At 74.1% G+C, this 26,313-nt stretch carries 19 protein-coding genes; 9 read left to right on the top strand and 10 right to left on the bottom strand.

Translation table 11 applies throughout. The features are described from left to right. Window positions 1-16 precede the first annotated feature (16 nt). Window positions 17-565, top strand: a complete 549-nt coding sequence (locus ACZ4VT_RS06190) for a hypothetical protein (protein ID WP_467947077.1) — start codon at window positions 17-19, stop codon at window positions 563-565. On the opposite strand, the gene ACZ4VT_RS06185 is transcribed toward ACZ4VT_RS06190, so the two are convergent. After that, window positions 562-1,218, bottom strand: coding sequence for a TetR/AcrR family transcriptional regulator (locus tag ACZ4VT_RS06185; protein ID WP_467947075.1), 657 nt, complete (start codon window positions 1,216-1,218; stop codon window positions 562-564). The two genes, ACZ4VT_RS06190 and ACZ4VT_RS06185, sit on opposite strands and share 4 nt — an antisense overlap. Window positions 1,219-1,364: 146 nt before the next feature. Here ACZ4VT_RS06185 and ACZ4VT_RS06180 point away from each other — a divergent pair, with 146 nt between their 5' ends. From ACZ4VT_RS06180 to ACZ4VT_RS06160, 5 genes are all read left to right on the top strand, one after another. Further along, the gene (locus tag ACZ4VT_RS06180) at window positions 1,365-3,122 is read left to right on the top strand and encodes a glycoside hydrolase family 3 protein (protein WP_467947073.1); all 1,758 of its coding nucleotides are present in this window, start codon (window positions 1,365-1,367) and stop codon (window positions 3,120-3,122) included. 192 nt (window positions 3,123-3,314) lie between these two features. Continuing rightward, entirely contained in the window at window positions 3,315-4,055 is a 741-nt protein-coding gene (locus tag ACZ4VT_RS06175) for a response regulator transcription factor (protein WP_362797126.1), read from the top strand. After that, entirely contained in the window at window positions 4,052-5,161 is a 1,110-nt protein-coding gene (locus ACZ4VT_RS06170) for a HAMP domain-containing sensor histidine kinase (protein WP_467947071.1), read from the top strand. Before ACZ4VT_RS06175 ends, ACZ4VT_RS06170 begins: the two co-directional genes overlap by 4 nt. 259 nt (window positions 5,162-5,420) lie before the next feature. Beyond that, window positions 5,421-9,296 carry a multifunctional oxoglutarate decarboxylase/oxoglutarate dehydrogenase thiamine pyrophosphate-binding subunit/dihydrolipoyllysine-residue succinyltransferase subunit gene (locus tag ACZ4VT_RS06165; RefSeq protein WP_467947070.1) on the top strand — a complete coding sequence of 1,292 codons (3,876 nt, stop codon included), beginning with the start codon at window positions 5,421-5,423 and terminating at the stop codon, window positions 9,294-9,296. A 195-nt stretch (window positions 9,297-9,491) separates the two neighbouring features. After that, window positions 9,492-9,971: a hypothetical protein gene (locus ACZ4VT_RS06160; RefSeq protein ID WP_467947068.1), complete on the top strand. Its 480-nt coding sequence runs from the start codon at window positions 9,492-9,494 to the stop codon at window positions 9,969-9,971. 27 nt (window positions 9,972-9,998) lie between these two features. On the opposite strand, the gene fxsT is transcribed toward ACZ4VT_RS06160, so the two are convergent. From fxsT to ACZ4VT_RS06125, 7 genes are all read right to left on the bottom strand, one after another. After that, window positions 9,999-13,028, bottom strand: coding sequence for an FxSxx-COOH system tetratricopeptide repeat protein (fxsT, locus tag ACZ4VT_RS06155; RefSeq protein ID WP_467947066.1), 3,030 nt, complete (start codon window positions 13,026-13,028; stop codon window positions 9,999-10,001). Window positions 13,029-13,102: 74 nt separating this feature from the next. Then, complete coding sequence (locus tag ACZ4VT_RS06150; RefSeq protein ID WP_467947064.1) at window positions 13,103-14,359, bottom strand: HEXXH motif domain-containing protein; 1,257 nt, start codon at window positions 14,357-14,359, stop codon at window positions 13,103-13,105. Then, window positions 14,356-15,849 (bottom strand): FxsB family cyclophane-forming radical SAM/SPASM peptide maturase, encoded by a 1,494-nt coding sequence (locus ACZ4VT_RS06145; protein ID WP_467947062.1) that lies wholly within the window; start codon window positions 15,847-15,849, stop codon window positions 14,356-14,358. The genes ACZ4VT_RS06150 and ACZ4VT_RS06145 overlap by 4 nt, the downstream gene beginning before the upstream one ends. A 135-nt stretch (window positions 15,850-15,984) precedes the next feature. Further along, window positions 15,985-16,179, bottom strand: coding sequence for an FxSxx-COOH cyclophane-containing RiPP peptide (fxsA, locus tag ACZ4VT_RS06140; protein ID WP_467947061.1), 195 nt, complete (start codon window positions 16,177-16,179; stop codon window positions 15,985-15,987). A 100-nt stretch (window positions 16,180-16,279) separates the two neighbouring features. After that, window positions 16,280-19,747, bottom strand: coding sequence for an SAV_2336 N-terminal domain-related protein (locus ACZ4VT_RS06135; RefSeq protein ID WP_467947059.1), 3,468 nt, complete (start codon window positions 19,745-19,747; stop codon window positions 16,280-16,282). A gap of 6 nt (window positions 19,748-19,753) precedes the next feature. Beyond that, a complete protein-coding gene (locus tag ACZ4VT_RS06130; protein ID WP_467947057.1) occupies window positions 19,754-20,839 on the bottom strand; it encodes an AAA family ATPase in 1,086 nt (361 codons plus the stop codon). Window positions 20,840-20,877: 38 nt separating this feature from the next. Beyond that, window positions 20,878-23,070 carry a VMAP-C domain-containing protein gene (locus tag ACZ4VT_RS06125; protein WP_467947055.1) on the bottom strand — a complete coding sequence of 731 codons (2,193 nt, stop codon included), beginning with the start codon at window positions 23,068-23,070 and terminating at the stop codon, window positions 20,878-20,880. A gap of 106 nt (window positions 23,071-23,176) precedes the next feature. On the opposite strand from ACZ4VT_RS06125, the gene ACZ4VT_RS06120 reads away from it, so the two are divergent. Next, complete coding sequence (locus tag ACZ4VT_RS06120) at window positions 23,177-23,365, top strand: DUF6104 family protein (RefSeq protein ID WP_030709801.1); 189 nt, start codon at window positions 23,177-23,179, stop codon at window positions 23,363-23,365. 89 nt (window positions 23,366-23,454) lie between these two features. Then, the gene (locus ACZ4VT_RS06115; protein WP_467947053.1) at window positions 23,455-24,630 is read left to right on the top strand and encodes an acyltransferase family protein; all 1,176 of its coding nucleotides are present in this window, start codon (window positions 23,455-23,457) and stop codon (window positions 24,628-24,630) included. 128 nt (window positions 24,631-24,758) lie between these two features. On the opposite strand, the gene sodN is transcribed toward ACZ4VT_RS06115, so the two are convergent. Then, window positions 24,759-25,154 carry a superoxide dismutase, Ni gene (gene sodN / locus ACZ4VT_RS06110; protein WP_030009413.1) on the bottom strand — a complete coding sequence of 132 codons (396 nt, stop codon included), beginning with the start codon at window positions 25,152-25,154 and terminating at the stop codon, window positions 24,759-24,761. A gap of 171 nt (window positions 25,155-25,325) precedes the next feature. On the opposite strand from sodN, the gene sodX reads away from it, so the two are divergent. After that, window positions 25,326-25,745, top strand: a complete 420-nt coding sequence (sodX, locus tag ACZ4VT_RS06105) for a nickel-type superoxide dismutase maturation protease (protein ID WP_467947051.1) — start codon at window positions 25,326-25,328, stop codon at window positions 25,743-25,745. Here sodX and ACZ4VT_RS06100 read toward each other — a convergent pair. Next, window positions 25,649-26,278 carry a CGNR zinc finger domain-containing protein gene (locus ACZ4VT_RS06100; RefSeq protein WP_467947049.1) on the bottom strand — a complete coding sequence of 210 codons (630 nt, stop codon included), beginning with the start codon at window positions 26,276-26,278 and terminating at the stop codon, window positions 25,649-25,651. The genes sodX and ACZ4VT_RS06100 overlap by 97 nt on opposite strands. Window positions 26,279-26,313: the final 35 nt, after the last annotated feature.

Below are 26,313 nucleotides of genomic sequence, written 5' to 3'. Positions count from 1 at the left end.
GACTGCGGAGGTGGGTGTGCGCGCGTTACGAGCGGTGGCGGGCCTGGCGCTGAGTGCGGCGTTGCTCGCGGGGTGCGGACCGGCGGCCTCCACAGGCGGCGACGACGCGCCACCGAAGACCTCGACGGCGGCCGCCCCGAGCCCGGCCGGGACCACCTCCGGCTCCGATACGGGCCCCGCCGCCAGCCCCACGGCGAGCCCCGCCGCGAGCCGCGTGCCCGCCCCCGGCGAGACCCTGGTCCGCGTCACCCGCAGCGGCGGTTTCGCCGGCCAGACCCACACCCTCGTCGTCAAGGGCGACGGCTCCTGGACCCGGCTGGACGCCAAGGCGAAGACGGAAAGCACCGGCACGATGCCGGAGGCCGGGCTCGCCGCGCTGCGCACCGCCCTCCAGGAGGCGGACTTCGCCCACCTGCCCAGGATCGCCACGGGCGGCCCCACGGTCTACGACGGGTACTTCTACGCCTTCGTGTACGGCGGCTACGAGGTGGCGGGCGACCAGGGCTCGCTGCCGCCGGCCCTGAACAAGGTGGTGGACGCGCTGCCCTCCTTCACGGCGGGCTAGACCGGCCCGCCGCCGGCCGGGGCGGCCGAGAGCTCCCGCAGCAGCCGGTCCAGGAACCCGCGCAGCCGGGCCGGCATGTCCACGTTGGCGGGCGCCAGGACCCACTGGATCTGCAGGCCGTCCATGACGGCGAGGATCTCCCGCCCGGCGGCCTCGCAGTCGGCGTCCGGGCGCAGTTCGCCGCGCGCGACGCCCGCCTCCAGCACGTCGAGGGTGTGGCCGAGCACCCGGGCGTAGCGCTGCTCGAAGTACTCGTGTGCGGGATGGCCGGGGTCGGCGGCCTCGCCGACCAGGGTGTTGAACATCCGGACGATCCCGGGCCGCCGTTCGTTGTCGGCGGCGAGGTCCACGAGGGTGGTGAAGTACGCGGCGACCGATGCGGCGGGTTCGCCGAACCGCCGCTCCACGTCGTGCCGCTCGCTCTGGGCGAGCACCGACAGCAGCAGGTCCTCCTTGCCCCGGAAGTGGTGCAGCAGCCCGCCCTGGGTGATCCCGCAGCCGGCTGAGATCCGGGCCAGCGAGGAGGCGTGGAAGCCCCACTGCGCGAAGTGTTCGACGGCGGTGTCGAGGATCTTCTGCCGGCGGGCGTCGCCCACCGCGTAGGTCCCGCGTCCGGCGCCCGCCGAAGCCGCCCGCCCCGTGTCCCGTGCCATGCGCACCACCCTAGACGCCGCCTTTCCCCACCCTCGCCAAGGGTGATCCAGGTCACTTTTCAAAAACCTAGCGGGTACAAGGTTTTCACCTCTACCGTGACGCCACGCCGTCGATCCGCCCGGTCACGCAGTCCAGGAGCCCCACCGTGAACGCAATCCCCGAGTACCAGGACGCCTCCCTCCCCGTCGAGCGGCGCGTGGCCGACCTGCTCTCCCGGATGACACTGGAGGAGAAGGCCGGCCAGCTCTTCCACTCGATGCTGATGATGAACGCGGACGGCAGCCCGGTCACCGAGACCGACGGCTCGATGCTCCCGTTCACCACGCCCGAGCTGGTCGAGGACCGCTTCCTGTCGCACTTCAACCTGCTCGGCACCTACGGGGCCCGCGAGATGGCCCGGTGGCAGAACGGCGTCCAGGAGATGGCCGCGGCCACCCGCCTCGGCATTCCGGTCACCCTCTCGACCGACCCGCGCCACGCCTTCACCGACAACGTCGGCGCCTCCTTCAACGCCGGCGCCTTCTCCGCCTGGCCGGAGGCCCTGGGCCTGGCCGCGATCGGCGATCCCGAGCTCGTCCACCGGTTCGCCGACACCGTCCGCCGCGAGTACCTCGCCGTCGGCTTCCGCGTCGCCCTGCACCCGCAGATCGACCTGGCGACCGAGCCGCGCTGGGCCCGCCAGACCGGAACCTTCGGTTCCGACGCCGATCTGACCGGCCGGCTCGTCCAGGCGTACGTACGCGGCCTCCAGGGCCCGGCCCTCGGCCCCGGGTCGGTGTCCGCCATGGTCAAGCACTTCCCCGGCGGCGGCCCGCAGAAGGACGGCGAGGACCCGCACTTCGCGCACGGCAAGGAGCAGGTCTACCCGGGCGGCATGCGCGAGCACCACCTGGAGCCGTTCAAGGCCGCGATAGCCGCCGGGTGCGCGCAGATGATGCCGTACTACGGCCAGCCGACGGGCACGGACTGGGAGGAGGTCGGCTTCGGCTTCAGCAAGGGCGTGGTCACCGGGCTGCTCCGGGAGGAGCTCGGCTTCGACGGCATCGTCTGCACCGACTGGGGGCTGCTCAACGACGCGACGATCTTCGGGCAGGTGCATCCGGCGCGCGCCTGGGGCCTGGAGCACCTGGGCGTGGCCGAGCGGGCGGCCCGCGCCCTGGACGCCGGCTGCGACCAGTTCGGCGGCGAGCAGTGCCCCGAGGTCATCGTGGAGCTGGTCCGCTCGGGCCGTGTCGCCGAGTCCCGGATCGACGCGTCCGTACGCCGGCTGCTGCGCGAGAAGTTCACGCTCGGCCTGTTCGAGAACCCGTACGTGGACCCGGACGTGGCGGCGGAGACCGTGGGCCGGGCCGACTTCACGGCGCTGGGCGCCGCCGCCCAGCGCCGCTCCCTGACCGTGCTGACCAATCCGGACGGGCTGCTGCCGCTGGGCGGGCGGCCGAGGCTGTACGTGCGGGGCGTGGACGAGACGGTCGCCGCCGGGTACGGCGAGGTGGTCGCCGGAGCGGCCGACGCGGACCTGGCCGTCCTGCGGCTGCGGACCCCGTACGAGCCCCGGGAGAACACCTTCGAGTCGTTCTTCCACTCGGGCTCGCTGGCCTTCCCCGAGCCGGAGCTGGCCGGGATCCTGGCCCTCCTGGACCGGGTCCCGACCCTGGTCTGCATCAACCTGGAGCGGGCCGCCGTCATCCCGGAGATCGCCGAGCGCGCGGCCGCCCTGATCGCCGACTACGGCGCCTCCGACGCCGCCCTGCTGGACGTGGCCTTCGGCCGCGCGGTGCCCGAGGGCCGCCTCCCCTTCGAGCTCCCGCGCTCGATGGAAGCGGTCGCCGCCTCCCGCCCCGATGTGCCGAACGACACCCACGACCCGGTCTTCCCGCACGGGCACGGACTGGCCCTCTGAAGGGCCGCGGACGGCGGGGCACCTGACCGGTCCCGCCCGCCGGGTGCCGGTCCCGTGGGGGGTCCGGCACCCGGTACATACCATTCCGCTTACGCCGCTCCAGCACATATGCCATGTCCGAACCCCACGTAGCCGCAGGCCGGTGCCTCCTCTACGCTGCACCCCATTCACGCGGGATCTTCAGGGGCGGACATGGAACAGACACACACCACACACAACGGCGCCGCGGCGACACCCGGCGCCCAGCGGCGTGTGCTCGTCGTCGAGGACGACCACACCATCGCCGAGGCCATCGCGGCCCGCCTGCGCGCCGAGGGCTTCCAGGTGCAGACGGCGGCTGACGGCCCTGCCGCCGTCGCCGCGGCCGAGAGCTGGCTGCCGGAGCTGCTGGTCCTGGACGTCATGCTGCCCGGCTTCGACGGGCTGGAGGTCTGCCGCCGGGTCCAGGCACAGCGGCCGGTCCCGGTGCTGATGCTCACCGCGCGGGACGACGAGACCGACCTGCTGGTGGGGCTCGGGGTCGGCGCGGACGACTACATGACGAAGCCGTTCTCGATGCGCGAGCTGGCCGCACGGGTCCACGTGCTGCTGCGGCGCGTGGAGCGGGCCACGATCGCCGCGCACACCCCGCGCGGGGCCACCCTGCGCCTGGGCGATCTGGAGATCGACCACGCGCAGCGCCGGGTCCGGGTCCAGACCGAGGACGTGCACCTGACGCCGACCGAGTTCGACCTGCTGGTGTGCCTGGCCGGGACCCCGCGGGCGGTGCTCTCGCGGGAGCAGCTGCTGGCCGAGGTGTGGGACTGGGCCGACGCGTCCGGGACCCGTACGGTCGACAGCCACATCAAGGCCCTGCGGCGCAAGATCGGCGCGGAGCGGATCCGTACGGTCCACGGCGTCGGGTACGCCCTGGAGACCCCGGCCCAGGCATGAGCGGCCCGCCGAGCGGACAGTGGCAGCGGCCCGGGCAGCGGCCCACCGCGAGCCTGCGGCCCTTCTCGCCGTTCTCGATCAAGACCAAGCTGGGCACGCTCGTGGTGGTCTCGGTCTTCATCACGACCGGCCTGCTGCTGGTGGCCCTGCGCACCGACACCGAGCTGCGCTTCATCACGGTCTTCTCGGTGATCGCCTCGATGCTGATCACGCAGTTCGTGGCGCACAGTCTGACGGCCCCGCTCGACGACATGACGACGGTGGCCCGGGCGATATCCCACGGTGACTACACCCGGCGGGTGCGCGGGGCCGGGCGCCGCGACGAGCTGGGCGACCTGGCCTCCACCATCAACCTGATGGCGGACGACCTGGAGGCCGTGGACCGGCACCGCAAGGAGCTGGTCGCCAACGTCTCGCACGAGCTGCGCACGCCGATCGCCGCGCTGCGGGCGGTGCTGGAGAACGTGGTGGACGGGGTGTCGGCGGCCGATCCCGAGACCATGCGCACGATGCTGAAGCAGACCGAGCGCCTCGGCGGGCTCGTGGAGACCCTGCTGGACCTGTCCCGGGTGGACAACGGCGTGGTCCCGCTGCGCGCCCGCCGCTTCGAGGTGTGGCCGTACCTGTCGGGGGTGCTGAAGGAGTCGCGGCTGGCGGCCGCCGGCCGGCCGGGCCTGCTCTCCGGTTCGGGCGGGCACGCCCGCAACGACGTGCACCTGCACCTGGACGTCTTCCCGCCCGAGCTGTGGGCGTACGCGGACAACGAGCGCCTGCACCAGGTGGTCGCGAACCTGATCGACAACGCGGTCAAGCACAGTCCCCCGCACGGCCGGGTCACGGTCCGCGCCCGGGGCGGCGACGCGCCCGGCGCCCTGGTGCTTGAGGTACGGGACGAGGGTCCCGGCATCCCGGAGGCGGAGCGCCACCGGGTCTTCGAGCGGTTCAACCGGGGCAGCGCCCGCGGGGGCGACGGCGGCACCGGACTGGGGCTGGCGATCGCCCGCTGGGCCGTGGAGCTGCACGGCGGGCGGATCGGAGTGGCCGAATCGTCACGCGGCTGCCGCATCCTCGTCACGCTTCCGGGCAGCTCGCAGGCTCCGGGTTGACGTAGGGTTCGAGTGGGAAGGACATGATCTCGGCCACACGTACCCGGGGTCCGTCAGGGGTGCGAAGCCATGGGGGCCGCAACCTCGGTGCCCCCTACCCGAACCACACTTGTTTCCCGCCATTCCAGGCGGTGAAACCCGCCGTTCGATGTGACCTGCGCGACGGAAGTCCCGCCCGGCCTGCGTGCAGCGGCCGAGGAGGCGTAGCCTTTATTCCCGCTGTCCATACCTTGTGAAGCGGAAGAGGGCGGTTGCCGCCGTGTCGCCACAGTCCCCCAGTAACTCGAGCACCACGACCGAAGCAGCAGAGGGCGGGAAGAACCCTGCCTCAGGCTTCGGTGCCAATGAGTGGCTCGTCGACGAGATCTATCAGCAGTACCTCCAGGACCCGAACTCGGTCGACCGGGCCTGGTGGGACTTCTTCGCCGACTACAAGCCGGGGGGCGTCGCCGCTCCGGTGAAGTCCGCCGGTACGGAGAAGCCCACGACGACGACGGACGGCGCCTCCGCACAGGCCGCCACCACCGTCGCCCAGGCCCCGCGGGTCGCCGACGCCGCCACGGGGGCGGCGAGCGCCGCGCCCGCGCCCGCCACGGCTCCCGCGCCCACGCCTGTGTCAGCTCCTGCCCCTGCTCCTGCCACCCCCTCTGGTGCCCCTGCTGTGACTGTCACCTCCCAGGCCCCGGCCGCCGCACCGGCCGCGCCCGCCCCCTCCGCCGTAGCCCCCCAGAAGGCCGCGCCCGCCACCGAGGCCCCCGCGGGCCCCGAGCTGGTGACGCTCCGCGGCCCGGCGGCTGCCGTAGCCAAGAACATGAACGCCTCCCTCGAGGTGCCGACGGCCACGTCCGTCCGCGCCGTCCCGGTGAAGCTGCTGTTCGACAACCGCATCGTCATCAACAACCACCTCAAGCGCGCCCGGGGCGGGAAGATCTCCTTCACGCACCTGATCGGCTACGCGATGGTGCAGGCGATCAAGGCCATGCCGGCCATGAACTACTCCTTCGCGGAGAAGGACGGCAAGCCGACCCTGGTCAAGCCGGAGCACATCAACTTCGGCCTCGCGATCGACCTGGTGAAGCCCAACGGCGACCGCCAGCTCGTCGTCGCCGGCATCAAGAAGGCCGAGACCCTCAACTTCTTCGAGTTCTGGCAGGCCTACGAGGACATCGTCCGCCGCGCCCGCGTCGGCAAGCTGACGATGGACGACTTCACCGGTGTGACGGTCTCCCTCACCAACCCCGGCGGCCTGGGCACCGTCCACTCCGTGCCCCGCCTGATGCCCGGACAGTCGGTCATCATGGGCGTCGGCTCCATGGACTACCCCGCCGAGTTCCAGGGCACCTCGCAGGACACCCTGAACAAGCTGGGCATCTCCAAGGTCATGACCCTGACCTCGACCTACGACCACCGGGTCATCCAGGGCGCGGCCTCCGGCGAGTTCCTGCGCATCGTCGCGAACCTGCTGCTCGGCGAGGACGGCTTCTACGACGCCGTCTTCGAGTCGCTGCGCATCCCGTACGAGCCCGTCCGCTGGAACCGGGACATCGACGCCTCGCACGACGACGACGTCACGAAGGCCGCCCGCGTCTTCGAGCTGATCCACTCCTACCGGGTCCGCGGCCACGTCATGGCCGACACCGACCCGCTGGAGTACAAGCAGCGCAAGCACCCCGACCTCGACATCACCGAGCACGGCCTCACCCTGTGGGACCTGGAGCGCGAGTTCGCGGTCGGCGGCTTCTCCGGCAAGTCGATGATGAAGCTCCGCGACATCCTCGGCGTGCTGCGCGACTCGTACTGCCGCACCACCGGCGTCGAGTTCATGCACATCCAGGACCCGAAGCAGCGCCGCTGGATCCAGGACCGCATCGAGCGCCCGCACTCCAAGCCGGAGCGCGAGGAGCAGCTGCGCATCCTGCGCCGCCTGAACGCGGCGGAGGCCTTCGAGACCTTCCTGCAGACGAAGTACGTCGGGCAGAAGCGGTTCTCCCTGGAGGGCGGCGAGTCCGTCATCCCGCTGCTCGACGCCGTCATCGACTCGGCCGCCGAGGCCCGCCTCGAAGAGGTCGTCATCGGCATGGCCCACCGCGGCCGCCTGAACGTCCTGGCGAACATCGTCGGCAAGTCGTACGCGCAGATCTTCCGCGAGTTCGAGGGCAACCTCGACCCGAAGTCCATGCACGGCTCCGGCGACGTCAAGTACCACCTGGGCGCCGAGGGCACCTTCACCGGCCTGGACGGCGAGCAGATCAAGGTCTCGCTCGTCGCGAACCCCTCGCACCTGGAGGCGGTCGACCCGGTCCTGGAGGGTGTCGCCCGCGCCAAGCAGGACGTCATCAACAAGGGCGGCACGGACTTCACGGTCCTCCCGCTCGCGCTCCACGGCGACGCGGCCTTCGCGGGCCAGGGCGTCGTCGCCGAGACGCTGAACATGTCGCAGCTGCGCGGCTACCGCACCGGCGGCACCGTGCACGTGGTCATCAACAACCAGGTCGGCTTCACCGCCGCCCCGGAGTCCTCGCGTTCGTCCATGTACGCGACCGACGTGGCCCGCATGATCGAGGCGCCGATCTTCCACGTGAACGGCGACGACCCGGAGGCCGTCGTCCGCATCGCGCGCCTCGCCTTCGAGTTCCGCCAGGCGTTCAACAAGGACGTGGTCATCGACCTCATCTGCTACCGCCGCCGCGGCCACAACGAGTCCGACAACCCGGCGTTCACCCAGCCGCTGATGTACGACCTGATCGACAAGAAGCGCTCGGTGCGCAAGCTGTACACCGAGTCCCTCATCGGTCGCGGCGACATCACCCTGGAAGAGGCCGAGCAGGCGCTCCAGGACTTCCAGGGCCAGCTGGAGAAGGTCTTCGCGGAGGTCCGCGAGGCCTCGGCGGCTCCGGCCGCCGGCGCCCCGGTGACGCCCGCGCAGACCGCGCAGGAGTTCCCGGTCGCCGTGAACACCGCGATCTCGCAGGACGTCGTCAAGCGGATCGCCGAGTCCCAGGTCACCATCCCCGAGGGCGTCACCGTCCACCCGCGTCTGCTGCCGCAGCTGCAGCGCCGCGCGGCGATGATCGACGAGGGCACCATCGACTGGGGCATGGGCGAGACCCTGGCCTTCGGTTCGCTGCTGATGGAGGGCACCCCGGTCCGGCTGTCCGGCCAGGACTCCCGCCGCGGCACGTTCGGCCAGCGCCACGCGGTCCTCATCGACCGGGAGACGGGCGAGGACTACACCCCGCTGCTCTACCTGTCGGACGACCAGGCCCGCTACAACGTCTACGACTCGCTGCTCTCCGAGTACGCGGCCATGGGCTTCGAGTACGGCTACTCGCTGGCCCGCCCGGACGCGCTGGTCCTCTGGGAGGCCCAGTTCGGTGACTTCGTCAACGGCGCGCAGACCGTCGTCGACGAGTTCATCTCCTCGGCCGAGCAGAAGTGGGGCCAGACCTCCGGCGTCACGCTGCTCCTCCCGCACGGCTACGAGGGCCAGGGCCCGGACCACTCGTCCGCGCGTCCCGAGCGCTTCCTCCAGATGTGCGCGCAGGACAACATGACGGTGGCCATGCCGACCCTGCCGTCGAACTACTTCCACCTGCTGCGCTGGCAGGTCCACAACCCGCACCACAAGCCGCTCATCGTCTTCACCCCGAAGTCGATGCTGCGTCTGAAGGCGGCGGCGTCGAAGGCGGAGGAGTTCACGACCGGCTCGTTCCGTCCGGTCATCGGTGACACCACGGTGGACGCGAACGCGGTCCGCAAGGTCGTCTTCTGCGCCGGCAAGGTCTACTACGACCTGGAGGCCGAGCGCGAGAAGCGCGGCATCACCGACACCGCCATCATCCGCATCGAGCGGCTGTACCCGCTGGCGGGTGCGGAGCTCCAGGCGGAGATCGCCAAGTTCCCGAACGCGGCGAAGTACATCTGGGCCCAGGAGGAGCCGGCGAACCAGGGTGCGTGGCCGTTCATCGCGCTGAACCTGATCGACCACCTCGACCTGGCGGTCGGCGCGGACGTCCCGGCCGGCGAGCGCCTGCGCCGGATCTCCCGCCCGCACGGCTCGTCGCCGGCGGTCGGTTCCGCGAAGCGCCACCAGGCGGAGCAGCAGCTCCTGCTGAACGAGGTCTTCGAGGCGTAGTCGCCGCGCGGCCCGGCAGTGGAAGGCCCGGCTCCCCCACGGGGGCCGGGCCTTCCGGCGTGCCGGGCCCGGTCTCCGGCCGTCCCGTCAAGTCACGTCCTTCCGGGACATGACCGGGACCGCTGCCGCGGCGCGTACTGGAGGCAGATCCGGCGGCGGCCCTCGCCGCCTGCCCCACGCCTTCGAGGAGCCACCATGTCCCACGTCGTCCCCACCCCGACCGCCACCCCGCCCCGGCGCCGGACCGCCCGCTTCCTGCTGCCCGTCGCCTCGGCCGCCGTCATCTGCGGAGCCGTCGCGCTGCCGGCGTCGGCGGCGGTCGCCCAGCCGCCGCAGTCGGCGGCCGGCGTCCGCTCCGACGTCTACCCGAACCCCCACCAGGAGCCCGACGGCGGCGCCTACGGGCCGTACACCTGTCTGCCCGGCTACGTCTGGCGTGACAGCTTCGACGGGGACTCCCTCTGCGTCACGCCGCAGATCCGCGACCGGGCCCACGCGCAGAACCCCCACCGCCAGCCCGGCGGCGGCGCCTACGGGCCGTCCACCTGCATGCCCGGCTACGTATGGCGGGAGATGTGGGACGGCGACGTCAAGTGCGTCACGCCGGAGGAACGCGCCAGGTTCAAGGACCAGGTGTTCGACAACGGCCCCAACCTCATCCCGGTGCCGGACTAGTGGGCCCCGGAGGCGTTACCGGACCCGCTACGGCTGTGGTTCGAAGTCCCAGTACGGGCGGGTCTGTTGTTTGGCCGAGACCGTGTGGACGTGTTGCGCGCCCAGGGTGCGGGTCAGGCCCTTGATGCCCGCGTCCTCGTGCTTCGCCGCCTCAGCGTGTTCCCGTACGGAGCGGAGGTCGGCCGCGAGCGCGATCTGCGCGCTCAGCGTCATCGGGTGGTCCGGGCCCAGCACCTGTTCCGCGGTGCGCAGGGTGACCCGGCTCAGGTCCAGCGCGTCCTCCAGCCGGCCGGTGATGTTGCGGTGGCCGGTGGCGTTCAGGGCGCAGCCCAGGGTCCACGGGTGGCGGTCGCCGAGCGCGCCCCGCATGCCGACGAGGGCCTGCTCCGCCAGGGAGAGGGCCTCCGCGCGTTCGCCCTGGGCGCGGAGCACCAGCCCGAGGTTGCCGACGGTGCCGATGCTGTACGGGTGGGCGAGGCCGAGCTGCGTCTGGTAGCCGCGGACCACGTCCTCGGAGATCCGGCGGGCCTCGCCGATGTCCCCGTACTCCCTGAGGTAGGTGGCGTAGTCGGAGGCGACCATCAGGGTCCACGGGTAGTCGACCCCGAAGACCCGCGTCGCGCGCTCCCACACGGTCCGCAGCCGCAGGCCCGCGCCGGGGATGTCCCCGGAACGGCGCAGGCACATCCCGAGGTTGTGCTCGGCGCGCAGGGTCTGCGGGTGGCCCAGCCCCAGCACCTGCGTGTTCAGTTTGACCCCCTGTTCCTGCCGGGTCTGCGCCTCCCGGTAGCGGCCCATCAGCCGCAGTCCCATCGCGCAGGCGATGCCGGAGGCGAGGGTGGAGATGTGCAGGGGCTTCAGGACCCGCTCGCGGCGGCGCAGGGTGTCCAGGTCGAGGTCGTAGGCGTCCTGGTAGCGGCCGAGCAGCCGGTAGGTGGCGGCGAGGTTGTTCTGGGCGTCCAGGGTGACGGAGTCGTCCTCGCCGAGCAGCTCCCGGTAGGTGCTCAGGCAGTGCTCGAAGATCTCCCGGGCCGGTTCGAACTTCGCGATGCACAGCAGGACGCCGCCGTACGCGCTGGTGGCGCGCAGGGTTTCCAGGTCCCGGTCGCCGCGCTCCGCGGTGAGCCGGCCGGACACGGCCTTGGTGAGGGTCTCGGCGCGCCGGAACAGGCCGAGGTTGCGCAGGGCGTTGCCGTACTGGTAGCTGAGCTCGCGCACCTTGGGGTGGTCCTCGCCGAGCACGGCCCGCCAGATCAGGTCGGTCTCCTCGCAGAGCCGCAGGCAGGTGCGGTACTCCCCGGCGAGGATCAGGTAGCGCAGGCAGCGCAGCAGGAAGTTCTGGATGCGCGGGTTGCCGCTGGTGAGCACCCCGGAGGTGGCCAGGTGCGGGACGAGTTCGGCGTAGCGGGGCCACAGCCGGGAGTCGGAGGGCCCGCCCGGGTCGGCGGCCGCGAGGACCTGCCGTACGGCGCGGGCGAGGGGTTCGGCCTCCTCCTCGGAGAGGTTCTCGCGGACGATGCCGTGGACCATGCGGTGCAGTTGTACGGTCTCCAGCCCGCCGCCGCCCTCCTCCAGGGGCAGGTCGGAGTACTCCAGCCGGACGACGGAGAACTGGACGAGTTTGTTGAGGGCGGCGTTCCACCGGATCTGGTCGTTGATCAGCCCGGCGAGCTGTTCGGGGACGTCATCGGCGGGGAATTCGCGGAGCAGCCGCAGCGGTACCGGTCCGGGGGCGAAGAAGACGAACAGCCGCAGGAGGGCGAGGGCGTCGGGGAAGTTCTCCCGGACGTTGTTGAGGAGTATGGCGAGGGCCGTGGGGAAGGGCAGCGGGTAGTCGTCGGAGACGGTGACGGCTTCGTGGGAGTCCATCCGGCGCTGGAGCAGGGCGAGGTAGTCGCCGACCGCGAGCGGGGAGTCGGCGAGCCAGCCGGCGGTCTGGTCGAGGGCGAGCGGGTAGTCCTCCAGGGCCTCGGCGAGCTGGTCGGCCTCTCCGGCGGTGAGGCGCAGGGCGCGGCGGCGGATGAAGGTGATCGACTCGGGGCGGGCGTAGAGCGGGACTTCGACGAGGCTGGTGTGCCGGGTGGCCCATTCGCGGTTGCGGGAGGTGATGATCACGTCGCCGGCGCCGGAGGGCAGCAGGTCGATGAGGTCGTCGGGGTTGTCGCAGCCGTCGAAGACCATCAGCCAGCGGCCGTACGGGGATCCGCGCCGCAGCGCTTCGAGGACGGCCCGGATCTGCTCGCCGTAGCTGCCCGCGCCGCGGGGCAGGCCGAGGGCGGGGGCCAGGTCGGCGAGGCGTTCGCGCAGGGTGGGCCGGTCCTCGGCGGGCACCCACCACACCACGTCGTACTCGGAGGCGAAACGGTAGGCGTACTCGGTGGCGACCTGGGTCTTGCCGACGCCGGAGAGGCCGAGCAGGGTGACGGTGGAGGCGCCGGCCGGTGCCTCGGTCAGGGCTTCGCGCAGGGTGCCGATGACGTCGTTGCGGCCGGTGAAGCGCGGGTTGCGGCGCGGGACCCGGCCCCAGATCTCGGGCGGGTCGTTGGGGAAGCGGGGGCCGCGCCGGCCGGTCTCGGTGCCGATCCGGTCGGTGGGCAGCTCCAGGCGGCGCAGCACGCGGTACTCCGCCTCGTACGCGTCCAGGCCCCACAGGTCGGTCTTCTCCAGTACGGCGACGGCGCTGGGCAGCGGGGCGTCGGTGAGGCAGACGGCGGCGAACCGGTCGGGGTGGCGGTCGGTGACGGCGCGCAGGGCGGTGTTCCACTCCTCGTCCTGCAAGTCGGCCCGGGTGCCCGCGGAGAAGTAGCGCTCGCTGAGGACGAGGAGGACCCGGCTGCCGGAGCGGGCGAGGTCGTCGAGGGCCTGCGCGATGCCGGGGCTGTTCTGCGGGTCCCAGCGCTGGAGGGCGACGCGGTGGCCGTGTTCCTCCAGGCGGTGGCCGATCCACACGGCCCAGGGGCGGTTGAACCCGGCGAAGCTGATGACGAAGCGCTGCGGCTGGGCGTGCGGGTACGGGTGCGCGGTGTTGCCCTGGTCCTGCCGACTACCGGTGGTCATGCGCCGTCTCCCTGGGCTCCGGGCAGTGGACGGGACTGAAAAGGTACCGCAGGGGTGCCGGTGGGCACGGCCCCTCAACCGTGGGCGAACGGGGCGAGTTCGGGGTGTGCCTCGCACCAGGCGCGGCGCTCCCTGTCGACGGCCCGGCGGGCCGCGGCGTGCTGGTCGCCGGGCGGCGGCAGCTCGTCCATGGCCCGTTCGGCGGCGGCCATCGCCTCGGTGAACTCCCGCCCCGCCGCGGTCAGTCGGTCGTGGGCCAGCAGGGCGGGCAGGACGGCGGCCACCTGGGCGCGGATGCGGGCGTGCTGGGCCCAGGCGCCGCGGGCCCCGTAGAGGGCGGCCCGCTGCCAGTACCCGGCCAGGGCCAGGTGGGCGTAGGCGCCGTGCAGGAGTCCCTCCAGCGGGCGGGGGTCGCCGCGCCAGGGGGCCCAGTGGCGGGGCGTGCGGTCCGCGGTGTGCAGGGTCAGGACGTCGGCGAGGGCGGCGAGTTTGCCGTGCTGGACCTCGTGGACGAGGGTGGCGGCCAGGGCGGGCGGGGCCTGGGCGCGGGCCAGGACGGAGCCGGCGGCCGCGGGCAGGGTGGCGCCGTTGGAGCGGGAGCCGCCGGACAGCGGTACGACGGAGCGCAGCAGTTGCGCGGTCTCCTCGGCGCGGACGGTGTCGTAGCGCAGGAGCAGGGTGAGCGCGCCGGACCACTGGGTGTCCCAGCGCTTGTGCCCCTTCGGCGTGAGCCGGCGGGCGGGGCGGACGGGCGCGGGCTGCGCGGGTCCGGGCGCCCGGTAGGGGTCGAGGTCGTCGAGGGCGGTCCGGCCCCCGGGGAGGGCGTGCAGGGGCAGGGTGGCGGGGTCGTCGGGGTCCCAGGAGCGTTCGGTGAGGGCGAGGGGGCCGGGGCGCTCCGGGCGCAGCAGTCCGAGGGTGGGCAGGACGAGCCGGCCGTGCTGGGGCCGCAGGGTGTGGGTGAAGGCGATCCCGGCGCGCAGGGCGGCGGCGACGGCGAGGGCCCCGAGGTGGCCGAGGTCGGGCGGGGGTCCGCAGGAGGCGTGCAGCCGGCGCAGGGTCTCCTCGGCCCAGACCCCGGTGGCCGGGTAGTGCAGTACGTCGCGCACGGCGCCCGCGTCGCGGCGCTCGGCCTCCTCCAGCAGGGCCCAGTGGTCGGCGGCCTCCCCGGACGCGCCGCCGGGGGCGGCGTCGAGGACCGCGCGGAGCAGGACCAGGCGTTTGGAGCGGCGCACGTCGCGGACCAGGCGGGTGCCGTCCGGGGAGGGTTCGGTGGAGGCGAGCTCGCGCAGGGTGCGGGAGGAGACGGTGAAGGCGGTGAGCGCGGTGGTCATGAGGCGACCGCCGGCGGGTGGGCGGCGGCGGCACGGGCGGCTCGCGGGGGCACGGCCTGGGCGGCCTGCCCCGCCGGGGCGGTGCGCCGGCCGGCGCCCGGTGCGGTTCGCTCGGTGACGGGCTGGGCCGTGCGTCGGGCGGCCGTCCCGGGGGCCTGCGCGGCCCGGTGGACGGCGGCGGCGATGTGCCGGATGAGCACCTGGAGGTCGGCGCAGTACACCGACGGCTGTCGGAAGCCCTCGCCGGCGCGGTAGCGGTGCGGGTAGTGCCCGCCGCCGCAGACCTCGACCAGCTCGCAGGCGCGGCAGCCGGCGGCGAGCGCGTCCCGTCCGAGCTGGCGGGCGGCGAGGCCGGGGTGGTCGAGGAGCTGGTCGAAGCTGTGGCTGTCCAGGCTCATGCCGGTCGCGGCGGCGCCCTCGTACGCGGATTTCAGTGAATCGGCCTGTTCGATGGAGCCGTCGGTCTCGATCACGGCGGTGGCGGCGGGCGCGAGCCCGAGGGTCTCGGTGGCGGCGGGCAGGCCGAGCAGCAGCGCGATGATCTCCTCGAAGAGCCGGATCCGGGTGCGCCGGACCCCGTCGTGCCACCAGCGCTCGAAGACGGCGAGCAGCCAGTCGGCGTACGGGGTCAGGCCCGGGTGGTGGCCGGGGGGCGGGGCGCTCCAGTTGGCGAGCGGCAGCAGCAGCCCGACGCTGGGCGGGGCGAAGGCGAGCAGGGACTCGTAGGTCTCCACCGGGTCCTGGTCGAGGTCGACGACGCACAGCACCCCGGCGTAGCTGTCCGGGTGCCGGGCCAGCAGCCGTAAGCCCCGGGCGGCCGCGCCGAAGCCGGGCCGCCCGGCGTGGTCCACGCGCCGGGCGTTGTGCGCGGGCAGGCCGCCGTCGAGGCTGACGCCGACGCGGATCCCGGCGGTGGCGAGCGCGGCGAGGCGGCCGCGGGTGAGCAGGGTGCCGTTGGTCTGGACGGTGGCGGTGACCCGGGTGCGCGGGGCGGCCCGGGCCACGGCGCCCCGAACGGCGTCGACCGGCCCGGCCAGCGCGGCGGGGGCGGTGAGCAGCGGTTCGCCGCCGTGCAGCACCAGGTCGACGCGGGGCAGGCCGTGGGCGGCGGCGTGCTCGGCGATCCGTTCGGCGGCGCGGGCGGCGGTGGCGGGGGTCATCGCGGGCGGCTGGCCGCGCCAGCCCTGGTCGGCCATCTCGTAGACGTAGCAGTAGGTGCAGGCGAGGTTGCAGCGGCTGCGCGTCTTGAGGACGAACTGGCGTATCGGGTGCGGCCGGTGTCCGGCGGCGCGCGCGGCGGCCACGTCGAGCCGGGCGTAGGGCCAGGGCGCGTACCGGGCGTGGTGCAGCCGGTGCCCCGCCGCGGGGTCCTGTGGGGGCCGGGCGGTGTCCTGTAGGGGCCGGGCGGGGTCCTGGTGCGGGGCGGAGCCGGCGCCGCCGGGCGCGGGCGGCGCGGGCAGCACGGAGTCGCTCGTGACCGCTCGCCTCATCGCCCCACCTCCCTCCCCCTCGCCTCCGGGGGGCGACCCCCGGCGGACGGTCCATCCCTGCCCTTCGGACGGACCCGGCTAACGGCGGAAAGTGGTCAACTCGCTTTCAGGTGGGGCGGATCAGGCACGCGCCGGTCAGGCCACTCCGGAGTCGAAGGCGTTGAGGATCTCGGCCGGATGCGTCACCCGCTCGACCATGCCCTCGATCACCTGGGCCAGCACGGGATGGTCGATCCCGCGCAGCGCGGCCAGGTCCAGCCCGGAGAGATCCGGCAGGCGCCCGGGGCACGCCGAGGTCACCGCCTCCACTTCCTGCCGCTTCGTCACCATGTGCCGCTGCTCCCCTTGTCACGTAGCGGACCGGACGGTCCACTGCCCTTTCCCTCCGGCCGGTCCCCGGAAACAGCGCGCTCCGCTCGCCGCTCCGCGTTCAGAGCCCGGCTTCCAGGACCCGCACGCGGGCGCGGATCGCCTCCGTCCGGCCTTCGGCCTCGGCGTCGGTGCCCGCGTCGGGCCGCGTCCACAGCTCCAGCGCGGAGCGGTAGGCGTCCAGGGCGGCCCGGGGGCGGGCGAGGCGCTCCAGCACCTCCCCGCGCGACTCCTGTACGCGGGCGGCCAGGCGGACGGCGGAACCCGCCGTGCCCGCCGTGCCCGCCGTGCCCGCCGTGCCCGCCGTGCCCGCCGTGCCCGCCGTGCCCGCCGTGCCGGCGGGGGCCTCGCGGCCTGCGCGGCGGTCGAGGTCCGCGCGGGTCTCGGGCCCGGAGTGCCCGTCCGGCCCGGCGTGGCCTTCACGGCCTTCGCGGCCTTCGCGGCCTTCGCGGCCTCCGCGGACCTCGCGGCCTTCGTCGCCTTCGCGGTCGGCCTCCAGCGCGGCCCGCCAGGCCCGCCGGTAGGAGTCCGCCGCCCGGTCGAGGCGTTCCACCGCCCGGGTGTGACCGTGGATCTCCTGCTGCACGTCGCCGTGGTCCCGCCAGGCCCGGGCCCGCTCCAGCGGGCTGCGGCTGTGCCGGACGGCCAGTTCCAGCAGGTACTCCGCCTCCCGCAGGTCCACCGGGTCGCCCTCGTACGCGTGCCGCAGCCGTAGCCCGGTGGCCAGCCGCATCAGCCGGTGCGCGGCTCCCGGGTCCGACTGCGGGACCGCCGCCCGGCTGTCGCGCAGGACGCGTACGGCGGCCCCGGTGAACCGCCGTCCGTCGGCGGCCCGGGCCCGCTCCAGGAGCACCTCGCCCCACTCGGGCAGCAGCTCCCCGAAGGCCTCCCCGTCACGGGGGATCAGCCGCCGGGCCCGGCCGTACGCCTCGGCCGCGTCCTCCAGTGCCGCGGGGTCGGCGTCGCGCGCGTACCGCTCGCGGTGCACCCGGGCCAGGCACACCAGGGCGGCCACCCGCAGCTCCGGGTCCCCGCCGGCCTCCTCCAGGGCCGTGGTGAGCTGGCCGGCCGCCTCCTCCAGCCGCGCGGGCAGGTAGCGCAGTGCGCCGGCCAGGTCCACCCGCACGCGGGCCTCGGCGGCCGTGGCCCGGGCCGCGCCCGCGGCCGGCACGGCCAGCCGGGCGGCGGCCTGTTCGGCCAGGGCCGTCCGCTCGGCCGGGTCCGGGGTGCGGGGCAGGAGGGCCAGGAGCACCCGGCCCAGGGCCCGTTGCAGTGCCGGGTCCGGCCCGGGCTCCGCGTCGGGGTGCGCGTCCGGGTCCCCGTCGAGGGGCCCGTCGGAGGCCCGGCCGGGGGCGGCCGGGGGTCCCGCCAGGGGTTCCAGCGCCGCGCGGGCCGCGCGGAGCGCGTCCGCGTCCGGGCGCAGCCCGCTCAGCCGGATCAGGGTCTCGGCCCGCCGCACCGCGCAGTCCCGCCGCAGCTCCGGGTCGGCCGCGGCGCCCGCCGCCGCGAACTCCCGGTCCGCCTCGGCCAGCAGCTCCGCGTCGGGGCCGTGGGCCAGCGCCCGCTCGTACAGCACCCGGCCGAGGACCGCCCGCGCCGGCGGGGTCCGCAGCCCGGTCACGGCCCGTTCCGCCTCGGCCAGGAGTTCCGGGTCCCGCTGGGCCGCCCACAGCCGCAGCAGCGCTCCCGCCAGTTCGGTCTCCGCCTCCTCCGGCGGGTCGCCGGGTACCACCGGGGCCGCCACCGCCCGCCGCAGGACCGCGACGGCCTCGTGCAGGGCCCGCGCGCCGCCGTCCGCGGCCGCGTCCGCGAGCCGGGCCCGCGCGGCGCGCACCGCTCCGGCCCGCCCGAGCGGGCGGACGGCGGGAGGCTCGCGGCGGGCCGGGCCCTCCTCCGGCATGCCGGGTACGTAGCGCCGTACGACTTTGGCCGAAACGTGCGCGAAGGCCTGCGGGAGCCGCCCCTCGGGCACCCGCTCGGCGTCCTGCGGCCCAGGGCCGGCCGGCGCGGGCGGCACCCCGGTGAGCTGCGAGACCGCGAGCGCGGGGAAGTTCCGTGCGCCCCGCCCGAAGTGCGCGAGCACGTACTCCGAGCAGTGCTTGAGCACCAGCGCGGCCTCGTCCCGCCCCAGTGGCCCCAGCAGCACGTCCTGCACCCCGGGGGCGAACTCGTACCAGTGCCCCGGCCCGGGCCCGCTGCGCCGCAGCAGCCCGCTCAGCAGCACCTCCGCGAGGTCGGAGGGCTCCGAGTCCGGCAGCATCGTGCGCTGCACCAGCCGCATCACGGGCAGCGTCAGCGGCGCCGCCGACAGGTACACCGCCAGCTGTACGGCCCGGGGCGCGGCCGAGGACCGGAACCGGGCCACCAGCTCGCGCGGCGGCCGGACGGCGCGCGGCGGCGGTACGGGCACGGCCGGATGGTCGGCCAGCACCCGGCCGACCTCGGCCGGTACCGGCCCGGTGCCGAGTCCGGCGACGAGCCGGGCCCAGGCCCCGAGGGCGGTCGGGCTCGGCGGCAGTACGGGCACGGTCAGCCCGCCCGTGGGCCGTCCGGGCAGCGGCGGCCGGTCCGGGCGGAACCTCAGCTGCTGCCCGCCGCCCTCCAGCCGGGTGAGCGTGCCCCGTTCGGTCGGCAGCCAGCTGCGGCCCCACAGCCGCTGCGGCAGCGGCTGGACGACCATGCACGGGGTGCATTCGGCCCACCGGTACAGCAGCCGCTGCGCGGCGCCCTCGCGCCACAGCGGCCCGGCGCAGTCGGAGACCACCATGGTCAGGGCCCGGCCGGTGGGGTCCCGCAACTGGTCGCCGGAGCGCAGCCCGGAGCCGGGTACGGGGCTGCGGCCGAGGACCGCCCTACCGTCCCCGAGGCGGTGCAGGTAGTGCACCTGGACGTCCCGGAAGGCGCCCAACCGCTCGCACACGGACCGCAGTTCGTCGAACATGTCCTGCCAGACGGCCATCGAGGGGGAGGCGTCCATCACCAGCCGTACGGTCGCCTCGCGCCGGCTCTCCGGCCGGAGCACCGGGATGACCAGCCCGAGGGCCCGGGCGCTGGCCTCGGCGGTGGCCGGTTCGTCGATCACCAGCCGGGTGGGCGGGACGGGCGGGCGGTGCCGCTGGAGGGCGCGCAGAGCCCGCTGGACGTCCAGGATGCGCGGCAGTGCGGCGGCCCGGGGCACCCGTACGGGCACTCCGTACTCCTCGGGCGACTCCTCGGGCCGGTCGCCCTCGGCCCCGCCGGCGCGGCGCGCGCCGGGTGCGTAGAGCCTGACCGGATCGTCGGCGTCCGGCTGGGCCCGTTCGGCCTCGACGGGTTTGCCGGCCGGATCCTCGGCGTCCTCCTCGGGGTCCGGCCCCGGCGGCCCGGGCGCGGCCGGCCCCGGCCCGCGGATGTGCCCGGCGAGCCAGAGGGCGTCGGCGAGCTCCTCGGCGCTCGGGTCGAGCCCGGCGGCGCGCAGCAGCCCGGCCAGTTCGCGGACGCCGTGCCGGGGCTCGGGAGCGGTGGGAGGCACGGCGGGAGTCGGCGGCACGGCCCGTCACCTCGGGCGGTCGAGGCGCTGGATGAGCAGGTCCGCGAGGTCCTCCCGGGTGGGCGGGGCGGCGTAGTGGGTCAGGTACACGGCGTTGAGCAGCTGGTCGGCGGCGACCAGTTCGGTCTGGGAGCGGCTGAGGAACTCCCGGATCAGGTCCGCCCCGAGCCGGGCGGCCTCCTCGCCGAGGTGGGCGCGGACCATGGTGGCGAGCCGCTTCTCGCCGGGCTGGCCGAGCTTGAGCTGGATGCAGCGCCGCAGCAGGGCGGCCGGGAAGTCCCGCTCGCCGTTGCTGGTCAGGATGATGAAGGGGAACTCCCGGCAGCGGATCCGGCCGCCGCGGACGGTGACCTTGGTCCCGTCGTCGGTGAGCACCTGCACCTCGGGCTCGGTGTCGGCGACCCGCTCCAGCTCGGGAAGGGCGAACTCCCCTTCCTCCAGCACGTTCAGCAGGTCGTTGGGCAGGTCGATGTCGCTCTTGTCGAGCTCGTCGATGAGGAGCACCCGGGGCCGCGCGGTGGGCAGCAGGGCGGTGCCGAGCGGCCCGAGCCGGATGTACTTCCCGATGCCGGGGGCCGTTGCGGCGCCGTGCCCCCGGGCCTCGCCCCCGCCCGCGCCCGCTCCCCCGCCCCTGCCTCCGCATCCGCCCCCGCCTGCGCCTGCGCCTCCGCTCGCCGCGAGCTGTACGTCCTGCAGCCGGGCGAGCGCGTCGTAGCGGTACAGCCCGTCCTGCAGCACGGTCCGCGAGACCACCGGCCAGCGCAGCACCCGCCCGAGCTTCAACTCGTGGGCGACCGCGTGCGCGAGGGTGGACTTCCCCGTGCCGGGGAAGCCGGTCACGAGCAGCGGCCGGCGCAGGTACAGCGCCGCGTTGACGGCCTCCAGCTCCTCGCGCTCCGGCCGGTGCAGCTCGGCGGCCTGCCGGTGCGCCCCGAGCCGCCGGGCGACGTTGCCGTCGGCGGCCGCGGCCGGCCCGCCCGGCTCCGCCACGGGTCCGCCGTCGAAGTCCCGCCAGGGCGGCGGGTCGGGCAGGGCGTCGATCCCGTCATGGGGCTCGCCGACCCCCCGGTATATGAGCCACTCGTCGTTCATTGCCCCTCCCTCACTCGAATCCGCCGGGCCCGGCGCCGTCACAGGTCGCCCTGGAGCGGTTCGTCGTCCGGGAGCGGCCGTGCCGGGTCCTCCCACACGAGCCCGGTCCCGGCCGCCCAGTACGCGTCGGGGTCCGCCCCGTACGCCCTCCCCCGCAGCGTCTGCAGGCGCACCGGCAGCACCTCGGCCCGCCCGGCGTCCGCCAGTTCCTCCCGCAGCCCGCGGTGGAACGGCGCGCACGACTCCCTCGGATCCGGCGGCGGCCGCCGGGTCACCACCACCCCGTACCCGGCGTCCCGCACCGCGTGCAACGACCCCAGCGTGGGCTCCGCGTCCGCGGCCCGGCAGTGCACCGGCACGGTGTTGTCCGGCAGTCCCGACAGCCACTCGGCCGCCGGGCTGCGCGGGCGTCCCCGTACGCAGTCGGCCCGTTCGTCCTGCACGGGGCCCGCCTGCACCCGCGCCCACCGGGCGGCGGCCTCGGGGTGCCCGCGGCCCGCGGGGCTCCCCGGATCGGCGGGGTGCGCGCGGCCCGACGGGTCCCCGGGATTCGCTGGGTGACCGGGGTCCGCCGGGTGCCCGGCCCCGGTCCGGCCGCCGGGGTGGCGCAGCACCACCGGCCGCTGGACCCCGAGCGGTACGCCGCCCGTCACCACCCACTCGTCCACGGGCAGCCCGAACAGCTCCGGGGCCACGGCCACTTCGAGCAGGGCCGCCGCCTCGTGGGTGTCGCAGCGCCGGAAGGCCTCGGCGAGCGGGGCCCGTAACACCTCCCGCAGACCCGCCGGGGTGGCCCGTACGCCCGAGTCCACGGGGGTCACCCGTCCGGGCTGCGCCGGGCCCGCCAGGACGGAGACCCGCCAGTCGTAGACGTCCTCCCAGCCGTGCGCCCACACCTCCAGCAGCGCCGAGGCCCCGGGCGGCAGCCCGCCGGCCCGCCGGGCCGGGCCGTTCACCGCGCGCCCCGCCGAAGCCCGCCGGCGCCGTTCGCGCTCCGCGAGACCCCGCTCGTGGCGCTCGCCGAGCTCGCGCCGCAGCGGGCGCCACAACCGCTCGGCCGTGGCCCGGATCCAGTCCCAGAGCTCCTCGTCCGCGCCGGGGGTCGGCGGCTCCCGGTAGTCGGCCACGCTCACGTCCGTCGCGTACCGGAGCATGGCCGCGGCCTCCCCCGCCCCGCCGGGCGGGTCGTGCAGCAGCCCCAGCCCGTCGCGCCAGCTGAGCGGGGCCGGCGGCTGCGGGTCGGGCTCCTCGCCGCGGGCCGCCTCGACGAGGGCCCGTACGACCTCGGAGGAGCCCGGCGGGGGCAGTTCGGCCAGCAGCCCGCACAGGGTGGTGCGCTCCCCGGGGGTGAGCCGGCCGCGGCCGCCGTACGGGGCCCCCTCCTCCGCCGGGAGCTCGCCGTGCACGTCGGTCCAGGTGCGGCGGTTGTCGAGGTCGCTGAGGTGCTGGTCGTAGTGGTGCAGGTCGTGGGCCTGCATGACGCGGCGGTAGAGCCCGACCTGGCCGCGCGCGGGCATCGGCAGCGTGCGCAGTTGCACGACGGAGACGGCGAGCCCGCCGCCCGCCCCGTGCCGCCGGGCCTTGACCACTCCGACGACCTCCCCGCGGGCCAGGTCCACCACGGGGCCGCCGGACATTCCGGGGTCGATCTCGTCGTCGCCGCCGAGCCGGATGGCCGCGCCGTTCCCGGCGCTGCCGCGCAGCCGGGTGGTGCGGCCGGTGATCTCGGGCGTGCCGAGGTCTTCGGTGCAGCCGAAGTAGGCGACCTCGTCGAAACGGGGTCTGGACCGGTCCGTCAGCCAGACGCAGGCGTGCGACACGGGGGCCAGGACCCTGAGCAGCGCCAGGTCGGGCAGGTCCCACAGGGCGCCCCGGCGCGGGCGCCGCTCCTCCAGCCGCTCGGGCAGTACGCACTCCACGCGCCCGGTGACCGTCCCGGTCGCCCCGTGGGTCCCGGAGGAGAAGGTGATGCCGACCTCGCGTCCCGTCAGACGCACCGCAGCACCCCCTTCGCCGACCACGTGCGCGCACGTCAGGACCCAGCCGGGGGCGATGAAGAAGCCGCTCCCCCACGTGGGACCGGTCCGATGGCTGCCGGGGTTGTCATACCCGCCCAGCGGGGCGTGAACGCGTACGGTCGCGGCCTGGACGAGGGGCTCGAGGAGCTCGAAGGCGCGCGCCGAGCCGGTCGTGCGCCCGTCCGTCATCCGCACCCCCCGCTCGTTGGGCATCCAGGCTAGCCCCGGGGGCACCACGGGCGGGAGGCCTCTTCACCCGCGCGGATTATCCTGGCGGGAAACACCCCCTGCACACCCCCATCACGGCACGGAGCCCGACTTGTACTTCACCGATCGCGGCATCGAGGAGCTGGAGAAGCGGCGCGGCGAGGAGGAGGTCACCTTCGAGTGGCTCGCCGAGCAGCTGCGCACCTTCGTCGACCTGAACCCGGACTTCGAGGTCCCGGTGGAACGCCTGGCCACCTGGCTGGCCCGCCTGGACGACGAGGACGACGACGCCGACGAGTGAGCGGCCTGGTGAAACCCGTGGCAGCGGGCCACGGGCTCACCGCTCATCTCATTAACTGCATGGGGCACGGTCCTAGTAGCATCCGCCCAATGCTGAACGACCTCGCGCCGAGACCGAGCAAAGAGGCTGCCCCGGCTCGCATCACGGCCGGCCGGCCCCGCCCCAGGCTGGCGGCTCTCGACGGGCTGCGTCTCGTCGCCGCGCTCATGGTGGTCTTCCACCATTACGTCGGCTATGGCGGCAACGCGGACGCGTCCAAGAACGCCTGGACCAAGCCCGTCGACGTGGTCTTTCCCACGGCCTCCTGGCTGGCCTCCTACACCTGGACCGGCGTGGAGCTCTTCTTCATCATCAGCGGCTTCGTCATCTGCATGAGCAGCTGGGGCCGCAGCCTGGGGGACTTCTTCACGTCCCGGGTGGTCCGGCTCTACCCTGCCTACTGGCTCGGGGTCCTGCTCACCACCGTCGTGATCACGCTCTGGCCGCTGGTGGTGCAGCCACTTGGCCTGAAGGACGTGCTCCTCAACCTCACCATGCTGCAGGAGCCGTTCCGGGTGGGATCGGTCGACGCCGTCTACTGGACTCTCTGGGTCGAGCTGCGCTTCTACCTGCTGTTCGCCCTGGTCGTCTGGAAGGGCGTGACCTACCGCCGCGTCATTCTCTTCTGCGCGTTGTGGACCGTCGCCTCGGTCCTGGTGACCGCCGGGCGGGCGCCCTTCCTCAACTACATCGTCATGCCGGAGTACTCGCCGTACTTCATCGCCGGTGTGGCCATGTACTTGATGCACCGGTTCGGACCGACCCTCCTGCTGTGGGGCATCGTCCTGGTCTCGTGGGTCTTCTCGGTCCGACAGGTCACCCTCTACAGCGACGGCCTGGCCGTGAGCCTCGGCCGAGCACTCGACGCGAAGCCGGCGATCGCGCTGATGACCCTCGGATATCTGGTGATGATCGTCCTCGCGCTCGGCGGGCTCTCCTGGGTCCGGGGCAAGTGGCTGACCGTGGCCGGCGCGACCACGTACCCGCTCTACCTGCTCCACGAGCACATCGGCTGGACGGGCATCCGGCTGCTGCGCTTCCACCTCTCGCCGTGGGCGCTGGTGGCCGTGATGACGCTCGGCATGCTCGCCGCGGCGTGGCTGATCCACCGCTTCGTCGAACGGCCGCTCTCCGCCCTCCTGAAACGCGGCGTCACACGCGCCCTCGAACCCGTGCGCAGGCGCTCCGAACCGGCCCCGACGGTGCCGCCCGCCGCGTCCTCTTGACGCCGCACAGGCTGCCGCGGGCTTCCGCGGCGGAGAACGAGAACGGCCCGGCTGCCACGAGGCAGTCGGGCCGTTCTCGTGTTCGTGCCGGCCGCTCGGGCAGGCGCGAGCCGGGGCAGGGCGCCGGATCAGGCGGCCTTGGTCTCCCAGAAGATGCGGTCGATCTCGGCGATGAGCTCGAGGGCCTTGGCGCCGGTCGCCGGGTCGTTGGACGCCTTGGCGGCCGAGAGGGCCTTCAGGGTGTCGTTGACCAGGGTGTGCAGCTGGGGGTACTTCTCGAAGTGCGGCGGCTTGAAGTAGTCGCTCCACAGCACCGAGACGTGGTGCTTGGCGAGCTCGGCGCGCTGCTCCTTGATGGTGATGGCGCGCGCGCGGAAGTCGGCGTCTTCGTTGGCCTGGTACTTCTCCTGCACGGCCTTGACGGACTCGGCCTCGATGCGGGCCTGGGCAGGGTCGTACACGCCGCACGGAAGATCGCAGTGGGCGGAGACCTTCGCCTTGGGGGCGAAGAGGCGGGAAAGCATGGAGTGGGTCCTCCTCGTGATCGTCTTCTCAAGGGGGAGATTACTCGCTGAACAACCGGATTTCGCGGGCGCCCCCATGGGCTTAGGACAAAAGTCCAGGGGCGCGGCGGGACCGGTGAGCGAATGTACGGACCCGTGCGGCAGCATGCGGGGGTGACGAGGAGGACACGCATGGTGGAGAACGGGCGCCCGCGGAAGCGGTTCGGGGTGGTGGAGGTGACGGGGGCGTCGATGGTGCCCACGTTGACCAACGGGGACCAGGTGGTGGTCCGCTACGGGGCGGCCGTCCGCCCGGGTGACGTGGTGGTGCTGCGCCATCCCTTCCAGCAGGACCTGCTGGTGATCAAGCGGGCGGTGGAGCGGCGGCCGGGCGGCTGGTGGGTGCTGGGCGACAACCCGTACAACGAGACCGGCGACAGCACCGTCTACGGGCCGGTGCCCGCAGAGCTGGTGCTGGCGACGGCGGTGCTGCGCTTGCGGCCGCGCGAGGAGGATCAGCGCTCGCTGAGGGCCCGGCTGTCCTGGGCGGTCTCGGCGGTGCGCCCGCTGCTGGCGGACGCCTCGGCCTCCAGGCGCTTGCGGGCGCGGTAGGCGGCCACGTTGGCCCGGGTCGCGCAGCGGTCGGAGCAGTAGCGCCGGGAGCGGTTGGTGGAGGTGTCGAGGTAGGCGTTGCGGCAGGGCGCGGCCTGGCACAGGCCGAGGCGGTCGGGGCCGTGCTCGGTGAGGGCGAAGGCCAGCCCCATGGCCGCCATGGCGGCGTAGCCCGCCGATGCGTTCGAGGGGTGCTCGGCGAGGTGGATGTGCCAGTCGGGGCGGCCGTCGTCGCCGATGGTCTTGTGCCCGGAGACCTGGGGGCTGACCGGGAACTCCATGAGCAGCGAGTTCAGCAGGTCGACCGCGAGGACGTCGTCGCCGCTGTCGGCCGCCTCGAAGACGGCGCGCAGCCGGGCCCGTACGTTGCGGAAGCGGGTGACGTCGGTGTCGGTGACGCGGCGGGCCATCTGCACGCTTGCGCCGAACAGGGCACGGACGGCGTCCACGGAGGTGAGCTCGTCCTTGTTGCGGGCCGGCTCCTCGGTGTTGACCAGGCGCACGGCGAAGTCCGAGTAATGGGCCAGTTCCACTTGTAGTCCTTACGGCTGCGGATTAGTGTCTCCGG

Source organism: Streptomyces sp. NPDC029164 (assembly GCF_055563995.1).
This window is presented reverse-complemented; position numbering and strand designations above follow the sequence as displayed.